The organism is Paenibacillus sp. MDMC362 (assembly GCF_003269305.1).
GTDB lineage: Bacteria > Bacillota > Bacilli > Paenibacillales > Paenibacillaceae > Paenibacillus_AQ.
Genome location: NZ_QLYT01000024.1, coordinates 101,314 through 117,416 on the forward strand (window position 1 = coordinate 101,314; position 16,103 = coordinate 117,416).

The 16,103-nt window shown below is 48.6% G+C and carries 17 protein-coding genes; all 17 read left to right on the forward strand.

Annotated elements, in window-relative coordinates:
* Positions 1 to 44 precede the first annotated feature (44 nt).
* A complete protein-coding gene (locus tag DP091_RS12915) occupies positions 45 to 299 on the forward strand; it encodes a DUF3243 domain-containing protein (protein WP_009589302.1) in 255 nt (84 codons plus the stop codon).
* A gap of 204 nt (positions 300 to 503) precedes the next feature.
* A complete protein-coding gene (locus tag DP091_RS12920) occupies positions 504 to 1,271 on the forward strand; it encodes a DUF3388 domain-containing protein (RefSeq protein ID WP_113058682.1) in 768 nt (255 codons plus the stop codon).
* Between the two features lie 47 nt (positions 1,272 to 1,318).
* The gene (locus DP091_RS12925) at positions 1,319 to 2,350 is read left to right on the forward strand and encodes a helix-turn-helix domain-containing protein (RefSeq protein WP_113058683.1); all 1,032 of its coding nucleotides are present in this window, start codon (positions 1,319 to 1,321) and stop codon (positions 2,348 to 2,350) included.
* Positions 2,351 to 2,427: 77 nt separating this feature from the next.
* On the forward strand, positions 2,428 to 2,601 hold the full coding sequence (locus DP091_RS31120; RefSeq protein WP_146746999.1) for a DUF4175 domain-containing protein: 174 nt from the start codon (positions 2,428 to 2,430) through the stop codon (positions 2,599 to 2,601).
* 149 nt (positions 2,602 to 2,750) lie between these two features.
* Positions 2,751 to 3,242 (forward strand): YajQ family cyclic di-GMP-binding protein, encoded by a 492-nt coding sequence (locus tag DP091_RS12930; RefSeq protein ID WP_113058684.1) that lies wholly within the window; start codon positions 2,751 to 2,753, stop codon positions 3,240 to 3,242.
* 259 nt (positions 3,243 to 3,501) lie between these two features.
* On the forward strand, positions 3,502 to 4,089 hold the full coding sequence (gene pgsA, locus DP091_RS12935; protein ID WP_113058685.1) for a CDP-diacylglycerol--glycerol-3-phosphate 3-phosphatidyltransferase: 588 nt from the start codon (positions 3,502 to 3,504) through the stop codon (positions 4,087 to 4,089).
* 103 nt (positions 4,090 to 4,192) lie between these two features.
* On the forward strand, positions 4,193 to 5,455 hold the full coding sequence (locus DP091_RS12940; protein WP_113058686.1) for a competence/damage-inducible protein A: 1,263 nt from the start codon (positions 4,193 to 4,195) through the stop codon (positions 5,453 to 5,455).
* 287 nt (positions 5,456 to 5,742) lie between these two features.
* The gene (gene recA, locus DP091_RS12945) at positions 5,743 to 6,804 is read left to right on the forward strand and encodes a recombinase RecA (protein ID WP_071220150.1); all 1,062 of its coding nucleotides are present in this window, start codon (positions 5,743 to 5,745) and stop codon (positions 6,802 to 6,804) included.
* A gap of 142 nt (positions 6,805 to 6,946) precedes the next feature.
* Positions 6,947 to 7,684 (forward strand): regulatory protein RecX, encoded by a 738-nt coding sequence (locus tag DP091_RS12950; protein ID WP_113058687.1) that lies wholly within the window; start codon positions 6,947 to 6,949, stop codon positions 7,682 to 7,684.
* Between the two features lie 359 nt (positions 7,685 to 8,043).
* On the forward strand, positions 8,044 to 9,585 hold the full coding sequence (rny, locus tag DP091_RS12955) for a ribonuclease Y (RefSeq protein WP_071220152.1): 1,542 nt from the start codon (positions 8,044 to 8,046) through the stop codon (positions 9,583 to 9,585).
* A 122-nt stretch (positions 9,586 to 9,707) separates the two neighbouring features.
* Positions 9,708 to 10,511: a TIGR00282 family metallophosphoesterase gene (locus DP091_RS12960; RefSeq protein ID WP_113058861.1), complete on the forward strand. Its 804-nt coding sequence runs from the start codon at positions 9,708 to 9,710 to the stop codon at positions 10,509 to 10,511.
* 129 nt (positions 10,512 to 10,640) lie between these two features.
* Positions 10,641 to 10,901 carry a stage V sporulation protein S gene (locus tag DP091_RS12965; RefSeq protein ID WP_006211249.1) on the forward strand — a complete coding sequence of 87 codons (261 nt, stop codon included), beginning with the start codon at positions 10,641 to 10,643 and terminating at the stop codon, positions 10,899 to 10,901.
* A gap of 91 nt (positions 10,902 to 10,992) precedes the next feature.
* Positions 10,993 to 11,949: a dipeptidase gene (locus DP091_RS12970; protein ID WP_113058688.1), complete on the forward strand. Its 957-nt coding sequence runs from the start codon at positions 10,993 to 10,995 to the stop codon at positions 11,947 to 11,949.
* A 178-nt stretch (positions 11,950 to 12,127) separates the two neighbouring features.
* A complete protein-coding gene (gene pduL, locus DP091_RS12975) occupies positions 12,128 to 12,700 on the forward strand; it encodes a phosphate propanoyltransferase (RefSeq protein ID WP_071220154.1) in 573 nt (190 codons plus the stop codon).
* A gap of 311 nt (positions 12,701 to 13,011) precedes the next feature.
* Positions 13,012 to 14,571 (forward strand): tRNA (N6-isopentenyl adenosine(37)-C2)-methylthiotransferase MiaB, encoded by a 1,560-nt coding sequence (gene miaB / locus DP091_RS12980; RefSeq protein ID WP_113058689.1) that lies wholly within the window; start codon positions 13,012 to 13,014, stop codon positions 14,569 to 14,571.
* A 103-nt stretch (positions 14,572 to 14,674) separates the two neighbouring features.
* Positions 14,675 to 15,124 carry a YlbF/YmcA family competence regulator gene (locus tag DP091_RS12985; protein ID WP_071220156.1) on the forward strand — a complete coding sequence of 150 codons (450 nt, stop codon included), beginning with the start codon at positions 14,675 to 14,677 and terminating at the stop codon, positions 15,122 to 15,124.
* A gap of 162 nt (positions 15,125 to 15,286) precedes the next feature.
* Positions 15,287 to 16,072, forward strand: coding sequence for an NUDIX hydrolase (locus DP091_RS12990; RefSeq protein ID WP_071220157.1), 786 nt, complete (start codon positions 15,287 to 15,289; stop codon positions 16,070 to 16,072).
* The last annotated feature ends 31 nt before the right edge of the window (positions 16,073 to 16,103 follow it).

The window sequence follows — 16,103 nt, forward strand, 5'->3', positions numbered from 1 at the left end:
ACTTTAAATCTGAATTGCCACCACGCAAAAGGAGGATTTAATTCATGTCATCCGTAATCAAAAACTTTGATTCCTGGAAGAAATTTCTGGGCGAGCGCGTCGTTCAAGCCGAGAAAGCGGGTATGAGTGAAGACACCATTTCTCAGCTGGCTTATGAGATCGGTGATTTTCTCGATGAGAAGGTTGACCCGCAAAACTCATCTAACCGGGCACTGAAAGAATTGTGGGATGTAGGTAACGAGGAAGAACGCCACGTTATCGCTCGTCTGATGGTGAAACTGGCCAAGAACAACGCATAACCCTCTTGCAAAAAGCCCCCCGCCAACGGGGGCTTTTTGTCAAGAAAAAAGAATGTAATTATCATGTCATCGTTAATACTTGCCTTTCATTTTTATTTTATATATCATTAACGTGACCCATTTTTCATTTGACCTGTTTTTGCGTGCAATTTTCGCTGGAATTTGTCGAATATTGATGGAAAAGAAGTGCAAAGAGGTGTCTTTGTGGAATCGAATCAATGGTACATGGAATACAAGATACATAAGAACCGGCCTGGTTTGCTCGGCGATATTGCATCCGTGTTAGGCATGCTCGAAGTAAACATACTGACCATTAACGGGGTTGAAGGCCAAACTCGCGGAATGCTGCTGGAAACGGATGATGAAGAAAAAATTATCCTGATGGGCAAAATGTTAAACAAAATGAAAAATATTACGGTAACAGCCTTGAGACCCCCGAAACTGGTCGATATTTTGGCTGTCCGACATGGACGATATATTGACCGGGACTCGGATGATCGTAAAACGTTCCGTTTTACGCGTGATGAGCTCGGTTTACTTGTTGATTTTTTGGGTGAATTGTTCAAAAGGGAAGGTAATCAGGTTATCGGTCTTCGCGGAATGCCCCGCGTCGGCAAAACCGAGTCCATTATCGCCGGCAGCGTCTGCGCGATGAAGCGCTGGACCTTTGTTTCCTCGACGCTACTCCGTCAAACGATACGGAGTCAACTATCCGAGGACGAGATGAATTCGAACAATGTTTTCATCATCGACGGCATTGTGAGCACGATTCGATCCAACGAACGTCACTATCAGCTTCTGCAGGATATCATGGGGATGGAGAGCACGAAGGTGATCGAGCATCCGGATATTTTTGTTCGCGAATCCGAATATTCCTATGAGGATTTCGACATTATAATCGAATTGCGAAACAATCCGGAAGAGGAAATCGTTTATGATACGTTCACGGGCTCTTATAGTGACGATTTATAATATTGTTTTGACTTTGACCACGAATTTCTAAAGTAGGAGGTGATGGCATGTCCGAACTGGGACAGCAATTAAGGGAGGCGCGTCTACAAAAAGGGATGAGCCTTGATGATGTGCAGGAAATGACAAAAATACGCAAGCGATACTTGGAAGCCATCGAGGCAGGGGATTACAAAGTACTTCCCGGCAGTTTTTACGTGCGGGCATTCATCAAAACCTATGCGGAAGCGGTGGGGATTGACCCGGACGAACTGCTTGAAGGCCATAAACAGGATGTGCCTAAATCCGAACCGGAAGCGACGATGGAACCGGTTATTCAAAAACGTGCCGCCAGACCTTCAGCCGAACGGAACATGAAATGGCTGCCTACACTGCTGATGTGGACATTCCCGATTCTGATCGTTGTTGTCATTTATTTGGTGGCAACCAATTCGAATGAACCTAAGGATGCCCCTCCGGTAAGCAATAATGATCAGACGCAGACGGATCAAGCGCAAAAGCCGGAAGACCCGGGCGATACGGGTCCCGCCACGCCAGGTGACGGAGCGCAAGGCGGCGACAACGCCACGGTCGATACCGGTAATGGTAACGAAGGTACAGACGGTGAAGGAACAGATGCGACAGACGAAACAGACGGCACGGACATCGACGAACCGGGAAATACAACGCCTGGAGAAACTACGGTGACGCAGGACCGGACGGAAGGCAAGAACACCGTATTTAAGGTAACAGGTTCGTCTGTTAAGGTTGAGATTGTGGCAACGAGCGACGGAAAGAGCTGGGTAGAAGTGTATCGCGGTTATAACACTTCCGGGGAGAAGCTGGCTTTCCAAATGCTTGAAAATGGTGATTCTCTCAGCTTTGACCTGGATAGCCAGGGACTTTACGTGAAATCAGGGAATTCCGCTGCAACCACCATTACGGTTGGCGGCCAGCCCGTAACGGATGGAAAGTCAACGTCGCGTATCCTGCTGGAGCCTGCTGACGGTTCCGCAAGCACGATGGATAACACGGGTACTACGGATACCACTGGTACAACTACAGATACTACAGGTACATCGGATACCACAGATATCGAATAATTGCCTGTCCTCCAGGCCATCATAACAGCATGCAGCTGCATGCTGTTATTGCACTTCCTGGAAGAGGTGATGCTCTCGTGACGGTCAACTGGATTATATTCGGATTAGGCGTTATCGTCAGCCTCTTGGGCTATTATTTGATTCCAAGTGACTGGGGATATGGCATATTAGGTTTTGGACTGGCGCATATTTTGCTCGGTATACTGAGCATGTTCCGCCGTCCGGTGCATGATGAGAAAGCTAGCAGTTGACGGAGCAGGCTTCGTTTTCGCCGGATGTTGGCGATAAGCGGAGTCTTTTTCGTTCACATTTATCCCGCTGGTTTCGTATAGGATTAGACTTGGCTCATGGTTTTACCTATAATAGAAGCATTATCGCCAAATGAAAGGAAGGATTCACCATGGCTTCAGAAAGCTCATTTGATATCGTATCCAAAATGGATATGCAGGAACTTAGCAATGCGGTTAATCAGGCGGAGCGGGAGATCGAGAACCGTTTTGACTTCAAGGGCAGCAAGAGCAGCTTGAAGCTGGACAAGGACGCACTGGTCATTGCATCCGATGACGAGTACAAACTCAACGCCGTTATTGATATTTTGCAAACCAAGATGGTGAAACGGGGCTTGTCGCTGAAAAATGTGGAGTACGGCAAGATCGAGCCGGCTTCCATGGGTACCGTTCGTCAGCGCCTGACCTTAAAGCAAGGAATCGATCAGGAAAATTCGAAAAAAATCAACATATTGATCCGTGATTCCAAGCTGAAGGTCAAGAGTCAGATTCAAGGTGACCAAATTCGGGTAACCGGAAAAAGCAAGGACGATCTTCAGCAGATCATGCAGCTGCTTCGCAAAGCGGATCTTTCTCTGGACCTGCAATTCACGAATTTTAAATAAACGCCGCCACAGGCTCATATAGGATTGGATGGACAGGTTTGTTTCTTTTGACAGGGCGTGAGCGGAAATATTATACTAAAAAACGATATATAAGGATTAACGTATACATAGATTACTGGGGGATGAATATGACAGACAGCGCTTCACGCTTCGAACCCTTTAGGCTCTTGGGAAGAGCGACCCTATTGAAGTACAGATGGATAACAGTCGCGGGGTCTGCGAAAATTTCAAGACAACCCGTTGCAAGGGAGGTTGCCCCATGAATTTACCCAATCGTATCACGTTGGCCCGCATTTGCTTGATCCCTGTCATGATGATTTTTCTGCTGGTCGATTTTGATTTTTATCCGGCTCCTATTGTGTGGAACGATTTTGTCCTTCCCTACAACCAATTGATTGCAGCATTGATATTCATACTTGCAGCAAGCACGGATGGGATTGACGGGTATTTGGCCCGAAAAAACAATATGGTGACGAACCTGGGTAAACTTCTGGATCCGCTCGCGGACAAACTGCTGGTGGCAGCCATCCTCATATCGCTTGTGGAGATGGGCAAATGCGAATCCTGGATTGCTGTAGTCATCATCAGCAGAGAATTCGCGGTTACTGGCTTGAGACAAATTGCACTCCTGGAAGGTTCCGTCGTTGCTGCAGGTCAATCGGGGAAAATCAAGACGGTCATTCAGATTGTGGCGATTGTCGCGCTTCTGATCAATAATTTCCCGTTTGTATTCTTGGGAATTCCGTTTGATGTCATTGCAATCTGGGCTGCAGCGATGATTACGATCTATTCGGGAATCGAATATTTTGTCCAGAACAGGCACCTTCTCAAAGGTACCGGGGCATAACGGCAATAGGAGCTATCCTATTGCTTTTTTCTTCCGCAGGGTAAGAACATAGTGAAAGCGAGTATTTGTGAAGAGATAGCAGACACAGGAGGATGGACGAATCATGAAAGCAGAAATCATTGCAGTTGGAACCGAACTTCTTCTTGGACAGATTGTGAATACCAATGCACAGTATTTGTCCAGACAGCTTGCTTCAATGGGAATCGATGTATACTATCAAACCGTTGTCGGGGATAACATGGAGAGGCTCAAGGAAGCCTTGCGGCTGTCCAGCAGCAGAGCCGATATCGTTCTTCTGTCCGGCGGTCTGGGCCCCACACAGGATGACCTGACAAAGGATGCGCTCGCATCTTTTCTAAATCGTTCATTGCATATTGATCGGATGGCTATGGATCGAATTGAACGCTTCTTCCATGATCGGGGATCCGTAATGACCGAGAACAATCGGCGCCAGGCCCTGGCCATCGAGGGAGGGACTCCGCTTCCGAACGAAACAGGCCTCGCCGTCGGGAATGCGGTATCCAATGAAGGTACTCATTACATTGTGTTGCCGGGGCCGCCGAAAGAGCTGATGCCGATGTTTGAGCAGGAGGCTAAGCCTTGGCTTCTGCAGCATGTGCTTACGGGAGAGCTTCCCATCTATTCGAAGATGCTCAAATTCGCAGGCATCGGGGAGTCCGCGCTTGATAAGCGCCTGGAGGACCTGATTACGGCCCAGACCGATCCGACGATTGCGTTGTATGCCAAGGAGGGGGAGGTCACCGTCCGAATCTCCACGAAGGCAGCCAGCGAGGCTGAGGCTATGGTGCGGCTGAATGAGCTGGAAGCCCGGATCCAGGAGAGAGGCCCGGAATATATGTATGCTAACGAGGATGTGCCCATTGAGAAGGTCATCGTGGATATGATGGCAGATCATAACTGGACGCTGAGCGCTGCGGAGAGCTGCACGGGAGGCCTTGTAGCGGAGACGCTGACCTCTATCCCCGGGAGCGCGTCCATGTTCCTTGGCGGGATCATCTGTTATACCAACCAGATCAAGGAGAAGCTTGTGCATATCCCGCATGCGCTGCTTGAGGGGGATGATGCGCCGGGAGCGGTCAGTGCGGAGGTTGCCGAAGCGCTTGCTGATCATGTCCGGATGGTAACGGACAGCGACTTTGGTTTATCGGTAACGGGCGTGGCAGGTCCAGGGTATGCTGAACGCAAGCCTATAGGTCTTGTTTACATCGGATTGTCTCAAAGGGGAAAAGAAACGGAAGTGCACGAGCTGCACCTTCAGGGTAACCGCGAAACGATCCGGCTCCGAGCTACGAAGGCGCTTCTCTACCGGCTTTGGCAGCGTCTTGTTGCCTCTAAACAGGTTTAGGGTTGCAGAATAGGGATATCCGCTATTCGAAAAAAGTAAATAATTTACACCTTGCTTGGCAGCTCTTCTTGAATTGCCGAACAGTTCCAAGTATAATGGGAAATACGGAAGAACCGTGGCATATCGTATGATGTTGCCACGGTTCTTGTTGTTTATACATAAGGCATGGAGCATATACGGGAAGGGGTGCTGAATAAAAAAAACGAATGTATGTTCGAAAAAAAGCTTGGCAAACGTGTCAAAACAAGGTATGATATGACTATCAACAGTGAAGGGTTGTGGAACAATTGTCAGATCGTCGTGCTGCGCTGGAAATGGCGCTTCGTCAGATAGAGAAACAGTTCGGAAAAGGTTCCATCATGAAACTGGGTGAATCCACCCACATGCAAGTAGAGATTGTGCCGAGCGGATCGTTGGCATTGGATATAGCTTTAGGAACCGGCGGCTTGCCTAGAGGCCGGATTATTGAAGTATATGGACCGGAATCCTCCGGTAAAACAACAGTAGCCCTCCATGCGATTGCGGAAGTTCAAAAGGCTGGTGGACAGGCTGCATTTATCGATGCCGAGCATGCTCTGGATCCATCGTATGCAAGCAAACTGGGCGTTAATATTGATGAATTGCTGCTCTCCCAACCGGACACGGGTGAGCAGGCGCTGGAAATAGCGGAAGCTTTGGTACGCAGTGGTGCAGTTGATATCATCGTTATTGACTCGGTTGCTGCACTGGTACCAAAAGCTGAAATTGAAGGCGACATGGGTGACTCCCACGTGGGTCTGCAAGCTCGTTTGATGTCCCAGGCTCTTCGTAAATTGTCGGGTGCTATTAATAAATCGAAAACAATTGCCATCTTTATCAACCAGCTTCGTGAGAAGGTTGGTGTTATGTTTGGTAACCCTGAGACGACTCCAGGTGGACGTGCTCTGAAGTTCTACTCGACGGTTCGTTTGGACGTGCGTCGAATTGAGAGCATCAAGATGGGGAACGATGTGGTGGGTAACCGCACACGGATTAAGGTTGTTAAGAACAAGGTAGCCCCTCCTTTCAAACAGGCAGAGCTTGATATTATGTACGGTGAAGGCATCTCTAGAGAGGGAAGCCTGATCGATATCGGAACGGAACTCGATATCGTGGATAAGAGCGGCGCATGGTATTCTTATTCAGGTGACCGTCTTGGCCAAGGACGGGAGAATGCGAAGCAATTCTTGAAAGAGAATCCGGAGATCGCTAGTGTTATCGAGAACAAAATTCGTGAAGCGAGCAATCTGACCACGGCTGTTCCTGAGCCTTCCGAGAAGGATAAGGAACAAGAGGAAATAGAAGAGCAAGAGTTGTTTAAAGTAGAGTAGCACATTGCTGGTTATCGATTACAGTGTTGAGGACCGTCCGGTGTTTGTAACGCCAGACGGTCTTCTTTGCATTTATTCAGACTTCCAGATGCAGTCTTGGTTATTTTACTCAGAAATGGTGCGGTAGTGAGAGGAGCGACATATGGAAGAAGAGAATAAGGAAATGACGGAGCAGGCAGAAGCATCAGGTATAGGGCATTTTCCGGACCATGAGGATTTGGTTGTAACGTCAGTTGAAATGCTGAAAAAGCCCAAGCACCGATACCAAATCGCGTTCGGTCCGTACCTCATGACCGTTCATGAAGATGTGATGCTGAAATACCGGATGTTCAAGGGGAATGTTTTTCACAAGGAAGAGCTTGAAGAAATTATCGTGGCCGATGAACGACAGAGGGCTTACGTAGAGGCACTGAATCATCTGGCCAGGAAACCCAGAACAGCCAAGGAGATCACCCAACGTCTGCAGCAAAAAGGTTTCGAGTCTAGCAGTATAGAGACGACGTTGGAGCGATTGGAGAAGGACAAACTGATTGATGACGCGTTATACGCCAAGATGTGGACAGAGCAGCGAATGACAAGCCATAAGAAGGGGCGGCTGTGGGTCAAACAGGAGCTGAGACAGAAGGGAATCGGCACGGAGCTGATCTCCGAGGCTTTGGGCGAAATCAGTGCAGATGCCGAATTGGAGAGCGCGCTTGCCGTGGGACGGAAAAAATGGCAGCAAACCCATGGAGAGATGCTGGATCGCAAACGTAAAACGGGAGCATATTTAATGCGTAGGGGCTTTGGCGGGGATCAGGTGCGTCAGGTGCTCAAGCGTCTGGTTGACGAGGATCAGGAAAAGGGCGAGTGGGACGACGAGCTGGAAAATTTCGAATAAAAGGCGATTTGGCCACTTTTTCGCGAAAGAAATGGTTTCATTGGATGAAACTGACGTTTACCCATTGCTTTCCCTTGACAATATCTTTTTATAAATACTAAAATAAATATGAATCTTTTTATCATAAATTAGAATCCTTTTTCCTTCCAAAAAAGTGACTACTTTGTGAAAGATTCTTTAATCGCCAATTCATAGTGAAATGTATTCCGCTGGCTAAGGCGGGATTTGCGTACGTGATACGGTGTGCGCAGTATGGACGGCAGCTTCCACTGCCGGAAAATTTTATGTATGAATGAGTAACCTGACAATTGAACATTTCCCAAGGAATGCCTTGGAGGAACCAACGAGGAGGTGATCAGATGGATTCCATTTGGTGGATCATAATCGTTCTCGTTGTAGCCGCTATATTCTTTGGGTTCGGTTATTTTATTCGCAAATCCCTTGCAGAAGCTAAAATTTCCAGTGCCGAGCATGCCGCTTTGCAGATCGTAGAAAGTGCGAAGAAGGAAGCAGAAGCATTGAAGAAAGAAACGGTTCTTGAAGCTAAAGACGAAGTTCATAAAATTAGAGCCGAAGCTGAAAAAGACACTCGTGAGCGCCGGAATGAAATTCAACGGCAGGAGCGCAGATTGTTGCAAAAGGAAGAGTCGCTGGATAAAAAAATAGAATCTTTGGAACGTAAAGAAGAACAAGTGGCGAACAAAGAGAAACGAATAGAAGAGACACAGCAGCAAATCGATGCCATTTACAAGAAACAAACAACAGAACTGGAGCGCATCTCCAACCTGACGATGGAGGATGCCCGCAGCATTATTCTCAGTAATGTTGAGCAGGAAGTTCGTCATGAAACCGCTCAGATGATTAAAGAAATCGAGCAGCAGGCGAAGGAAGAGGCAGATAAGAAATCACGCGAGATCATCACGCTGGCTATTCAACGCTGTGCGGCTGATCACGTCGCGGAGACCACGGTATCTGTTGTCACTTTGCCGAATGAAGAAATGAAGGGCCGGATTATCGGACGTGAAGGCCGGAATATTCGTGCGCTTGAGACCCTTACAGGGATTGACCTTATTATCGATGATACTCCGGAAGCTGTTATTCTCTCCGGTTTTGATCCGATTCGCCGGGAAATTGCCCGTACAGCTTTGGAAAAGCTCGTGGCGGACGGACGGATTCATCCGGCTCGTATCGAAGAAATGGTGGAGAAATCCCGCAAGGAAGTGGACGAACGCATTCGCGAATACGGAGAACAAGCCACGTTCGAGGTTGGCGTTCACGGTTTGCACCCAGATTTGATCAAAATTCTGGGCCGACTGAAATTCCGTACAAGCTATGGACAAAATGTGTTGAAACACTCCATGGAAGTGGCCTATTTGACTGGCCTGATGGCCGGCGAACTGGGCGAAGACATCGTGCTTGCGAAACGGGCAGGACTGTTGCATGACATCGGGAAAGCGCTGGATCATGAAGTGGAAGGATCGCACGTTGAAATCGGCGTGGAGCTGGCGAAGAAGTATAAGGAACATCCGGTGGTTATCAACAGCATTGCCTCTCATCACGGTGATTGTGAAGCAACTTCGGTTATTGCCATGCTGGTTGGCGCAGCTGACGCATTGTCTGCTGCAAGACCGGGAGCACGCAGAGAGACGCTTGAGACGTATATCCGTCGTCTTGAGAAGCTCGAGGAAATTTCCGAATCCTTTGAAGGCGTTGAGAAATCCTACGCCATTCAAGCGGGACGTGAAGTTCGCGTCATGGTACAGCCTGAGAAAATCGACGATGCCGAAGCATTCCGCTTGGCACGTGACATTACTAAAACCATCGAAAATGAACTGGATTATCCGGGTCATATCAAAGTCACCGTCATCCGGGAAACCCGAGCGGTGGATTACGCGAAATAGAGTTTGGACCTTAAAAAGTGGCCGCAATCCGGCCACTTTTTATCTTTCAAATACCGAAAGTTTCGGGCATTTATGAATCGGGAACGGTCCTGCCGGGAATCAGGACAAGCATCCCTGAAGGAGTGATTGACATCAAAGTATTATTCATCGGTGACATTGTCGGCAGTACAGGGCGTAAAGCTTTGAAAGCTTCTCTTCCGGAGCTGAAGTCCAAATATAATCCGCACATCATTATTGCCAATGGGGAGAATGCTGCTTCAGGACGCGGCATTACCTCGGCCATCGCCAATGAATTTTTCAATTGGGGCATTCATGGCATCACCTTAGGTAACCACACCTGGGATAACAAGGACATTTTTGAGTTTATTGATGATGAGCCGCGCATGATTCGTCCGGCAAATTTTCCGCCTGGCACACCGGGACGAGGATACACCATCATCAAAGCGAACGGCAAACAGCTGGCGATCGTGAATTTACAAGGACGAACCTTCCTGCCAGCCATCGATTGCCCGTTTCGCGCAGCCGATGACATTGTGGATGAGCTTCGCCAGAAGACGAAGTGCATTCTGGTGGACTTCCATGCTGAGGCGACGTCGGAGAAGATTGCCATGGGATGGCATCTGGAAGGCCGCGCCTCAATGGTGGTCGGAACGCACACCCACGTGCAAAGCAATGACGATACCATACTGCCGGGAGGAACAGCTTATATTACGGATACCGGCATGGTGGGCTCCAAGGAAGGCATCCTCGGCATGCAGCGTGATGCGGTGATGTATAAGTTCAAGACCCAGCTTCCTGCCCGCTTCCAGGTCGACGAAGGCAAATGGCAGTTCCATGCCGTATGCGTGGATATGGATGAAGACACGGGAAGAGCCCGAAAGATACAGAAAATCCGCATGTACGAAGACGAATGGCGGATGGATTAAAAAAGACGGAATCCGTTTAATTAAATTAGGAACGGATGGTAAAAAGCAGGAATTTTTTCCCCTCTCACGAATAACATCTAGTAAGCGGAAGCAAACCATCACTCAACATTCCCAGGGGAGGTACTTACCATGGAAGTATTAAAAGTTTCAGCAAAATCCAATCCTAATTCAGTTGCAGGGGCGCTCGCTGGAGTTCTTAGGGAGCGGGGCGGAGCGGAACTGCAAGCGATTGGGGCGGGAGCACTGAACCAGGCCATTAAAGCGGTAGCGATTGCCCGGGGATTTGTAGCACCGAGCGGGGTGGATTTGATTTGCATCCCTGCTTTTACGGATATTGTGATTGATGGCGAAGACCGGACGGCAATTAAATTGATCGTAGAACCTAGATAAATTTCGAATGTTGAGGTATTAGCCTGTTTACTCTACTTGGTGTAAACAGGCTTTTTGCTGTGACAAGTTTAGAAGGGAGATGAGCGGCGCGATGAGGACGGTTGATTTTCACTGTGATGTTTTGAGCAAAATGTGGGAAGCTCCCCAAGCCTCCTTTGTGGACGACCCGCATTTGGATGTAACGCTGCAGCGCATGGAGGAGGGCGACCTGGCCCTTCAGGTGTTCGCTGTTTTTTTATCGGAGAAATGGGGGAGACCATCCTTTGAAAGGGTGCTGTCGCAACTCGATACATATCGCAGCCGCATCGTTAAACCGGGATATCTTAAGCCCCTGCTTTGGCGGGAACAGCTCCAAGAGATCAGACAAGGGCAGCATGGACGGTTCGGCGTTCTGTCCTTGGAAGGCGTTGACGGACTGGAGGGGAATTTGTATTACGTCCAGCTCTTGTTTGAGATGGGCGTGCGTTTGATGGGGGTTACCTGGAATTATGCGAACTGGGCTGCGGATGGAGCATTGGAGCAGCGAAATGGGGGATTCACGGAACGGGGAAGGCAGCTGGTCGAGCAATGCCATTCAACGGGCATCATTCTGGATGTGTCTCATTTGTCCCAAGCTGGCTTCTGGGAGCTCGCGGAGCTGACCAAAGGGCCCATCATCGCCTCGCATTCCAATGCATACTCCGTCTGCCAGCATCCCCGGAATTTGAATGATGAGCAGATAAGGGCACTAATCGCGCTAAACGGAATAATTGGCATCACGTTTGTGCCCTGGTTTATCCGCAGCGGAGTGGATCGTGTGAAGCCGGAGGACGTATTGCCGCATATCGAGAAAATTTGTGAGCTGGGCGGTGAAAAGCACATCATGTTCGGTTCGGACTTCGACGGGATTGATCAATGGGTTGCCGGGCTTGAGCATCCGGGCCGGTATCCGGAATTTCAGGAGCTGCTGCTTAAACATTACCCGGAATCGATGGTAAAGGGCTGGATGTCGGAGTATGCTCTCCATTTTCTTGAGCAGAATTTACCTTCATTGTCAGCCCAGGCATAGTAGCCTTTCGCCTAACGACCACGATTCGACGATAACTTTGACAATCCTGTTGCAGATTGCTCGTGAAACGGAAGAAGGCGGCCTGAATCACCCGGGTTGCCTTTTTATTTTTGGGTAATAGAGAGTATAATAGGTGATGGCATGTACAGCATATAGAGAAAAACAAGGAGTGAGACAGATGAGTAAAACTGTACCTGTGGGTGTATCCGCCCGCCATATTCATTTAACCCAAGAGCATATTGAGGCATTGTTCGGCCCTGGATATCAGCTTACAGAGTTCAAACCATTGTCCCAGCCAGGACAATTCGCAGCCAACGAAACGGTAGCGGTCATTGGAACGAAGGGACAATTCGATAAAGTAAGAATTTTGGGACCTGCACGTCCTGCGACCCAGCTGGAGATTTCACGCACGGATTCCTTCGCCATCGGTGTGAAAGCACCTGTACGCGAATCCGGAAACATCGCGGGAACCCCGGGGATCACGATCAAAGGTCCGGCTGGTGAAGTAACGGTGGATGAAGGTGTCATCGTAGCCGCTCGTCACATTCACTTCCATACATCCGATGCGGATCAATGGGGTATTAAAGACAAGGACCTGCTGAAGGTACGCTTAGGCGGCGAACGCGGTCTTGTTCTGGAGAACGTCATTGCCCGCGTATCCGACAATTTTGCGCTCGACATGCACATCGATACCGATGAAGCTAACGCTGCCGGCGCCAAAAACGGAGACACTGCTGAAATTATTGATTAATCTATAGCTTCAGTAAACTTCATGAACATACTGTATGTGTCACGCATGTGCTGCTGTTAAGCGATTTTAGCGTCCACAGCTGGAAGAGCCTGAGTCGATTCATTTCGATTTCAGGCTCTTTTTTGAAATTTTCTTCCGGTTCCATGTTTCCAAAGCTTTTTTTGAGGGAGAGGGCGTTGTTAAGGTTGGACTCATTAATGCCCAAGGTGGTAGCTTAGGCAATAAGATCATGATATAATTTAAAACAGTGCCTAATTAAGATATTTTGTCATGCAAACCAGAGATTTTGCGGATCTAAGGAGTGACCTAGCATGTCCAAAGAAAGTAAGGACTACTCCAAGTATTTTGATTTTTCAGGAGCCAAAGTTCTCTCCGAAGATGAACACGGGAAGAGAATACGCATCAATGGCCGGGAAATCAACATCCTATCGGAGCCTAATCATAGACAGGAAAAACAGCGCGGCAAACAAAGTGTCGAAGTTTTGTACGATACCGAGCTGCCTGAAGCGTTTCGAACCATCGGGGCTGGCAAGCATTATATCGTGTATACGTACGGATGTCAGATGAATGAGCATGATTCCGAAACGATCAAGGGATTGCTGGAGCAGATGGGCTACCAGGCAACCGAGGATCGGAAGCAGGCGGACATCATCTTGCTCAATACGTGCGCCATTCGTGAAAACGCGGAGGACAAAGTGTTTGGCGAACTCGGCCATCTAAAGCATTTGAAGACGGAAAAGCCGGATATGCTGCTTGGCGTTTGCGGCTGCATGTCGCAGGAAGAATCGGTTGTTAATCGAATTCTCCAAAAGCATGGCTTCGTAGATTTGATTTTTGGTACGCATAACGTACATCGTTTGCCTCATCTTATTCAGGGAGCGCTCTTCAGCAAGGAAATGGTGGTTGAAGTGTGGTCTAAAGAGGGCGACATTGTTGAGAATCTACCGAAAAAGAGAGAAGGTCTCCGCGGCTGGGTTAACATTATGTACGGCTGTGATAAATTCTGTACATACTGTATCGTCCCATATACCCGAGGCAAGGAACGCAGCCGGCGTCCGGAGGATGTCATCGCTGAGGTTCGTGAATTAGCCCGGCAAGGGTATAAGGAAATTACGCTGCTCGGTCAGAACGTGAACGCATATGGCAAAGATTTTGAAGATATCGAATACCGTTTCGGCGATCTGATGGATGATATTCACAAGATCGATATCCCGCGTGTTCGCTTCACCACATCCCATCCAAGGGATTTCGATGATCATCTGATTGAGGTGCTGGCGAAGGGTGGTAACCTGGTCGAGCATATTCACCTGCCGGTACAGTCGGGAAGCACGCAAGTGCTCAAAAAAATGAGTCGCAAATATACGCGCGAGACGTATTTGGAGCTTGCGCATAAAATTAAGAAGGCGATTCCCAATGTAGCATTCACCACCGACATCATTGTCGGATTCCCCGGTGAGACCGATGAGCAGTTTGAGGAGACGCTGTCCTTGGTTCGAGAGGTCGGCTACGACTCCGCTTACACGTTCATTTATTCTCCTCGTGAAGGAACGCCAGCGGCGGTAATGGAGGATAATGTACCGATGGAGGTCAAGAGTGAGCGTCTTCAGCGCTTGAACGCCGCCATCAATGAGTACAGCCGCAAGAGCAACGACAAGCTGCTTGGATCTACGGTGGAGGTGCTGGTAGAAGGAGTCAGCAAGAACAATGATTCCATGCTGTCGGGACGCACACGCACGAACAAGCTGGTGCATTTCGAAGGCTCGACGGACCTCATAGGCAGCTTCGTAAATGTCCGGATTACGGATACGAAGACCTGGTATATCAAAGGGGATAGAATCCCGGACACGATTCCTGCCTCGGATGCGGTATAATAGAGGAGCAGGCTGCATTCAAATGCAGCATAGGGCCGCGAACAATAAACCGGCCGGTGCTGCATATTCCCATATAGATGATGAAGAATTGGAGCGATGAACCTTGGCACATGATCATGTTCGTACGAACACATACGGTATGTCAACTTACAACACGCGTGAGTTGATTATACGTGACGATATTTTGGCAAAAGCCGGCGAGCTGGCGGAATTAATATCCACCAGTGAAGAAGTTCAGATGTTTAAGCAGGCCGAAGAGAAGATCCAGAACCACGAACGGGTTCAAAACCTGATTAAAACCATTAAGAAAAAGCAAAAGGAAATCGTGGCTTTTGAAACGTTCCAGAACAAGGATATGGTCGCCAAAATCGAACGGGAGATCGAAGAACTGCAAGAGGAGATTGACGGTATTCCGCTCGTGATGGAGTTCCAGCAAAGTCAAAGCGACATTAATTATCTTCTTCAGCTGGTCGTATCCGTGATTCATGATACGGTTTCGGAAAAAGTGAATGTGGAAACAGGAAAAGATACGCCGCCAAGCAGCTGCGGATAGATGAAACGAGGTGCGGAATGGTTCCGCACCTTTTCTATTCTTGTTATATCATGCACAGAATGAGAATGAACAGGGCATAGTAAACTTATATAAAGGATGGGGTCAGGAAATCCTTGACATCATTTTTAAATATGTCATAATGAAAATATCAAAATAATAGTTATGGTGATGGAAATGACGGATCGCGAACAGGCTCCAAAGAGCAGTGCCAAGAAATACAGAACACCGGATGGTGTGCCCGCTGATATCGTGATGTTTACCCTAACGAAGCGGGAACGGAAAACCTTCACCAAGACATTGCCCATACGTGAGCTTAAGGTGATGCTGATCAGGCGCAGATCATGGCCATGTGCCGGTATGTGGGCACTCCCCGGAGGATTTTGCCGCGAGAGCGAGTCTATTTACGATGCCGCCAAACGGGAGCTGAAAGAAGAGACCGGGGTGGACGGCGGCCATTTGGAGTACTTGGGCGTGTACAGCGCACCGGGACGGGATCCAAGGGGCTGGATTATCAGCCATGCATTCTACGCGCTGGTAGAAGAATGGATGCTGGAGCACCGCCAGGCTGCCGATGATGCGGAAGAGGTTGGTCTGTTTACGGTCGCGGAAGCTTTGGAAGAGCTGGAGCTGGCTTTTGACCACAGAGATATCATAATGGATGCCTATCGCAAGATTCAGCAGCAGATGCTGCAGACGACGATTGCGCGGCAGTTTTTACCGGAGCATTTTACACTGAGCGAGTTATATCAGGTCATCCAGACGGTTGTGCCCGAGTTCAACGAGCCCAATTTTATCCGCAAAATCACGTCGACCCGCAGCAGGCAGGGGATACTGGAAGAAGCGCGGGATGAGAACGGCAAGCCGCTAAACTCCAATCAATATTCCCAGCGGCCGGCTCAATTGTATCGGTTTACGGATCATGCACCGTTGCTATCGATTTATACGTAGGATGGGATTCACAAGCTGTTATTTTATCGAT

Excerpts from the sequence above, each read along its gene's own strand:
- DP091_RS12990 (WP_071220157.1), top strand. The coding sequence starts at position 15,287 with ATGGTGATGGAAATGACGGATCGCGAACAGGCTCCAAAGAGCAGTGCC.
- DP091_RS12965 (WP_006211249.1), top strand. The coding sequence starts at position 10,641 with ATGGAAGTATTAAAAGTTTCAGCAAAATCCAATCCTAATTCAGTTGCA.
- DP091_RS12915 (WP_009589302.1), top strand. The coding sequence starts at position 45 with ATGTCATCCGTAATCAAAAACTTTGATTCCTGGAAGAAATTTCTGGGC.
- miaB (WP_113058689.1), top strand. The coding sequence starts at position 13,012 with ATGTCCAAAGAAAGTAAGGACTACTCCAAGTATTTTGATTTTTCAGGA.
- pduL (WP_071220154.1), top strand. The coding sequence starts at position 12,128 with ATGAGTAAAACTGTACCTGTGGGTGTATCCGCCCGCCATATTCATTTA.
- DP091_RS12970 (WP_113058688.1), top strand. The coding sequence starts at position 10,993 with ATGAGGACGGTTGATTTTCACTGTGATGTTTTGAGCAAAATGTGGGAA.
- pgsA (WP_113058685.1), top strand. The coding sequence starts at position 3,502 with ATGAATTTACCCAATCGTATCACGTTGGCCCGCATTTGCTTGATCCCT.
- DP091_RS12930 (WP_113058684.1), top strand. The coding sequence starts at position 2,751 with ATGGCTTCAGAAAGCTCATTTGATATCGTATCCAAAATGGATATGCAG.
- DP091_RS12925 (WP_113058683.1), top strand. The coding sequence starts at position 1,319 with ATGTCCGAACTGGGACAGCAATTAAGGGAGGCGCGTCTACAAAAAGGG.
- DP091_RS12940 (WP_113058686.1), top strand. The coding sequence starts at position 4,193 with ATGAAAGCAGAAATCATTGCAGTTGGAACCGAACTTCTTCTTGGACAG.
- rny (WP_071220152.1), top strand. The coding sequence starts at position 8,044 with ATGGATTCCATTTGGTGGATCATAATCGTTCTCGTTGTAGCCGCTATA.
- DP091_RS12950 (WP_113058687.1), top strand. The coding sequence starts at position 6,947 with ATGGAAGAAGAGAATAAGGAAATGACGGAGCAGGCAGAAGCATCAGGT.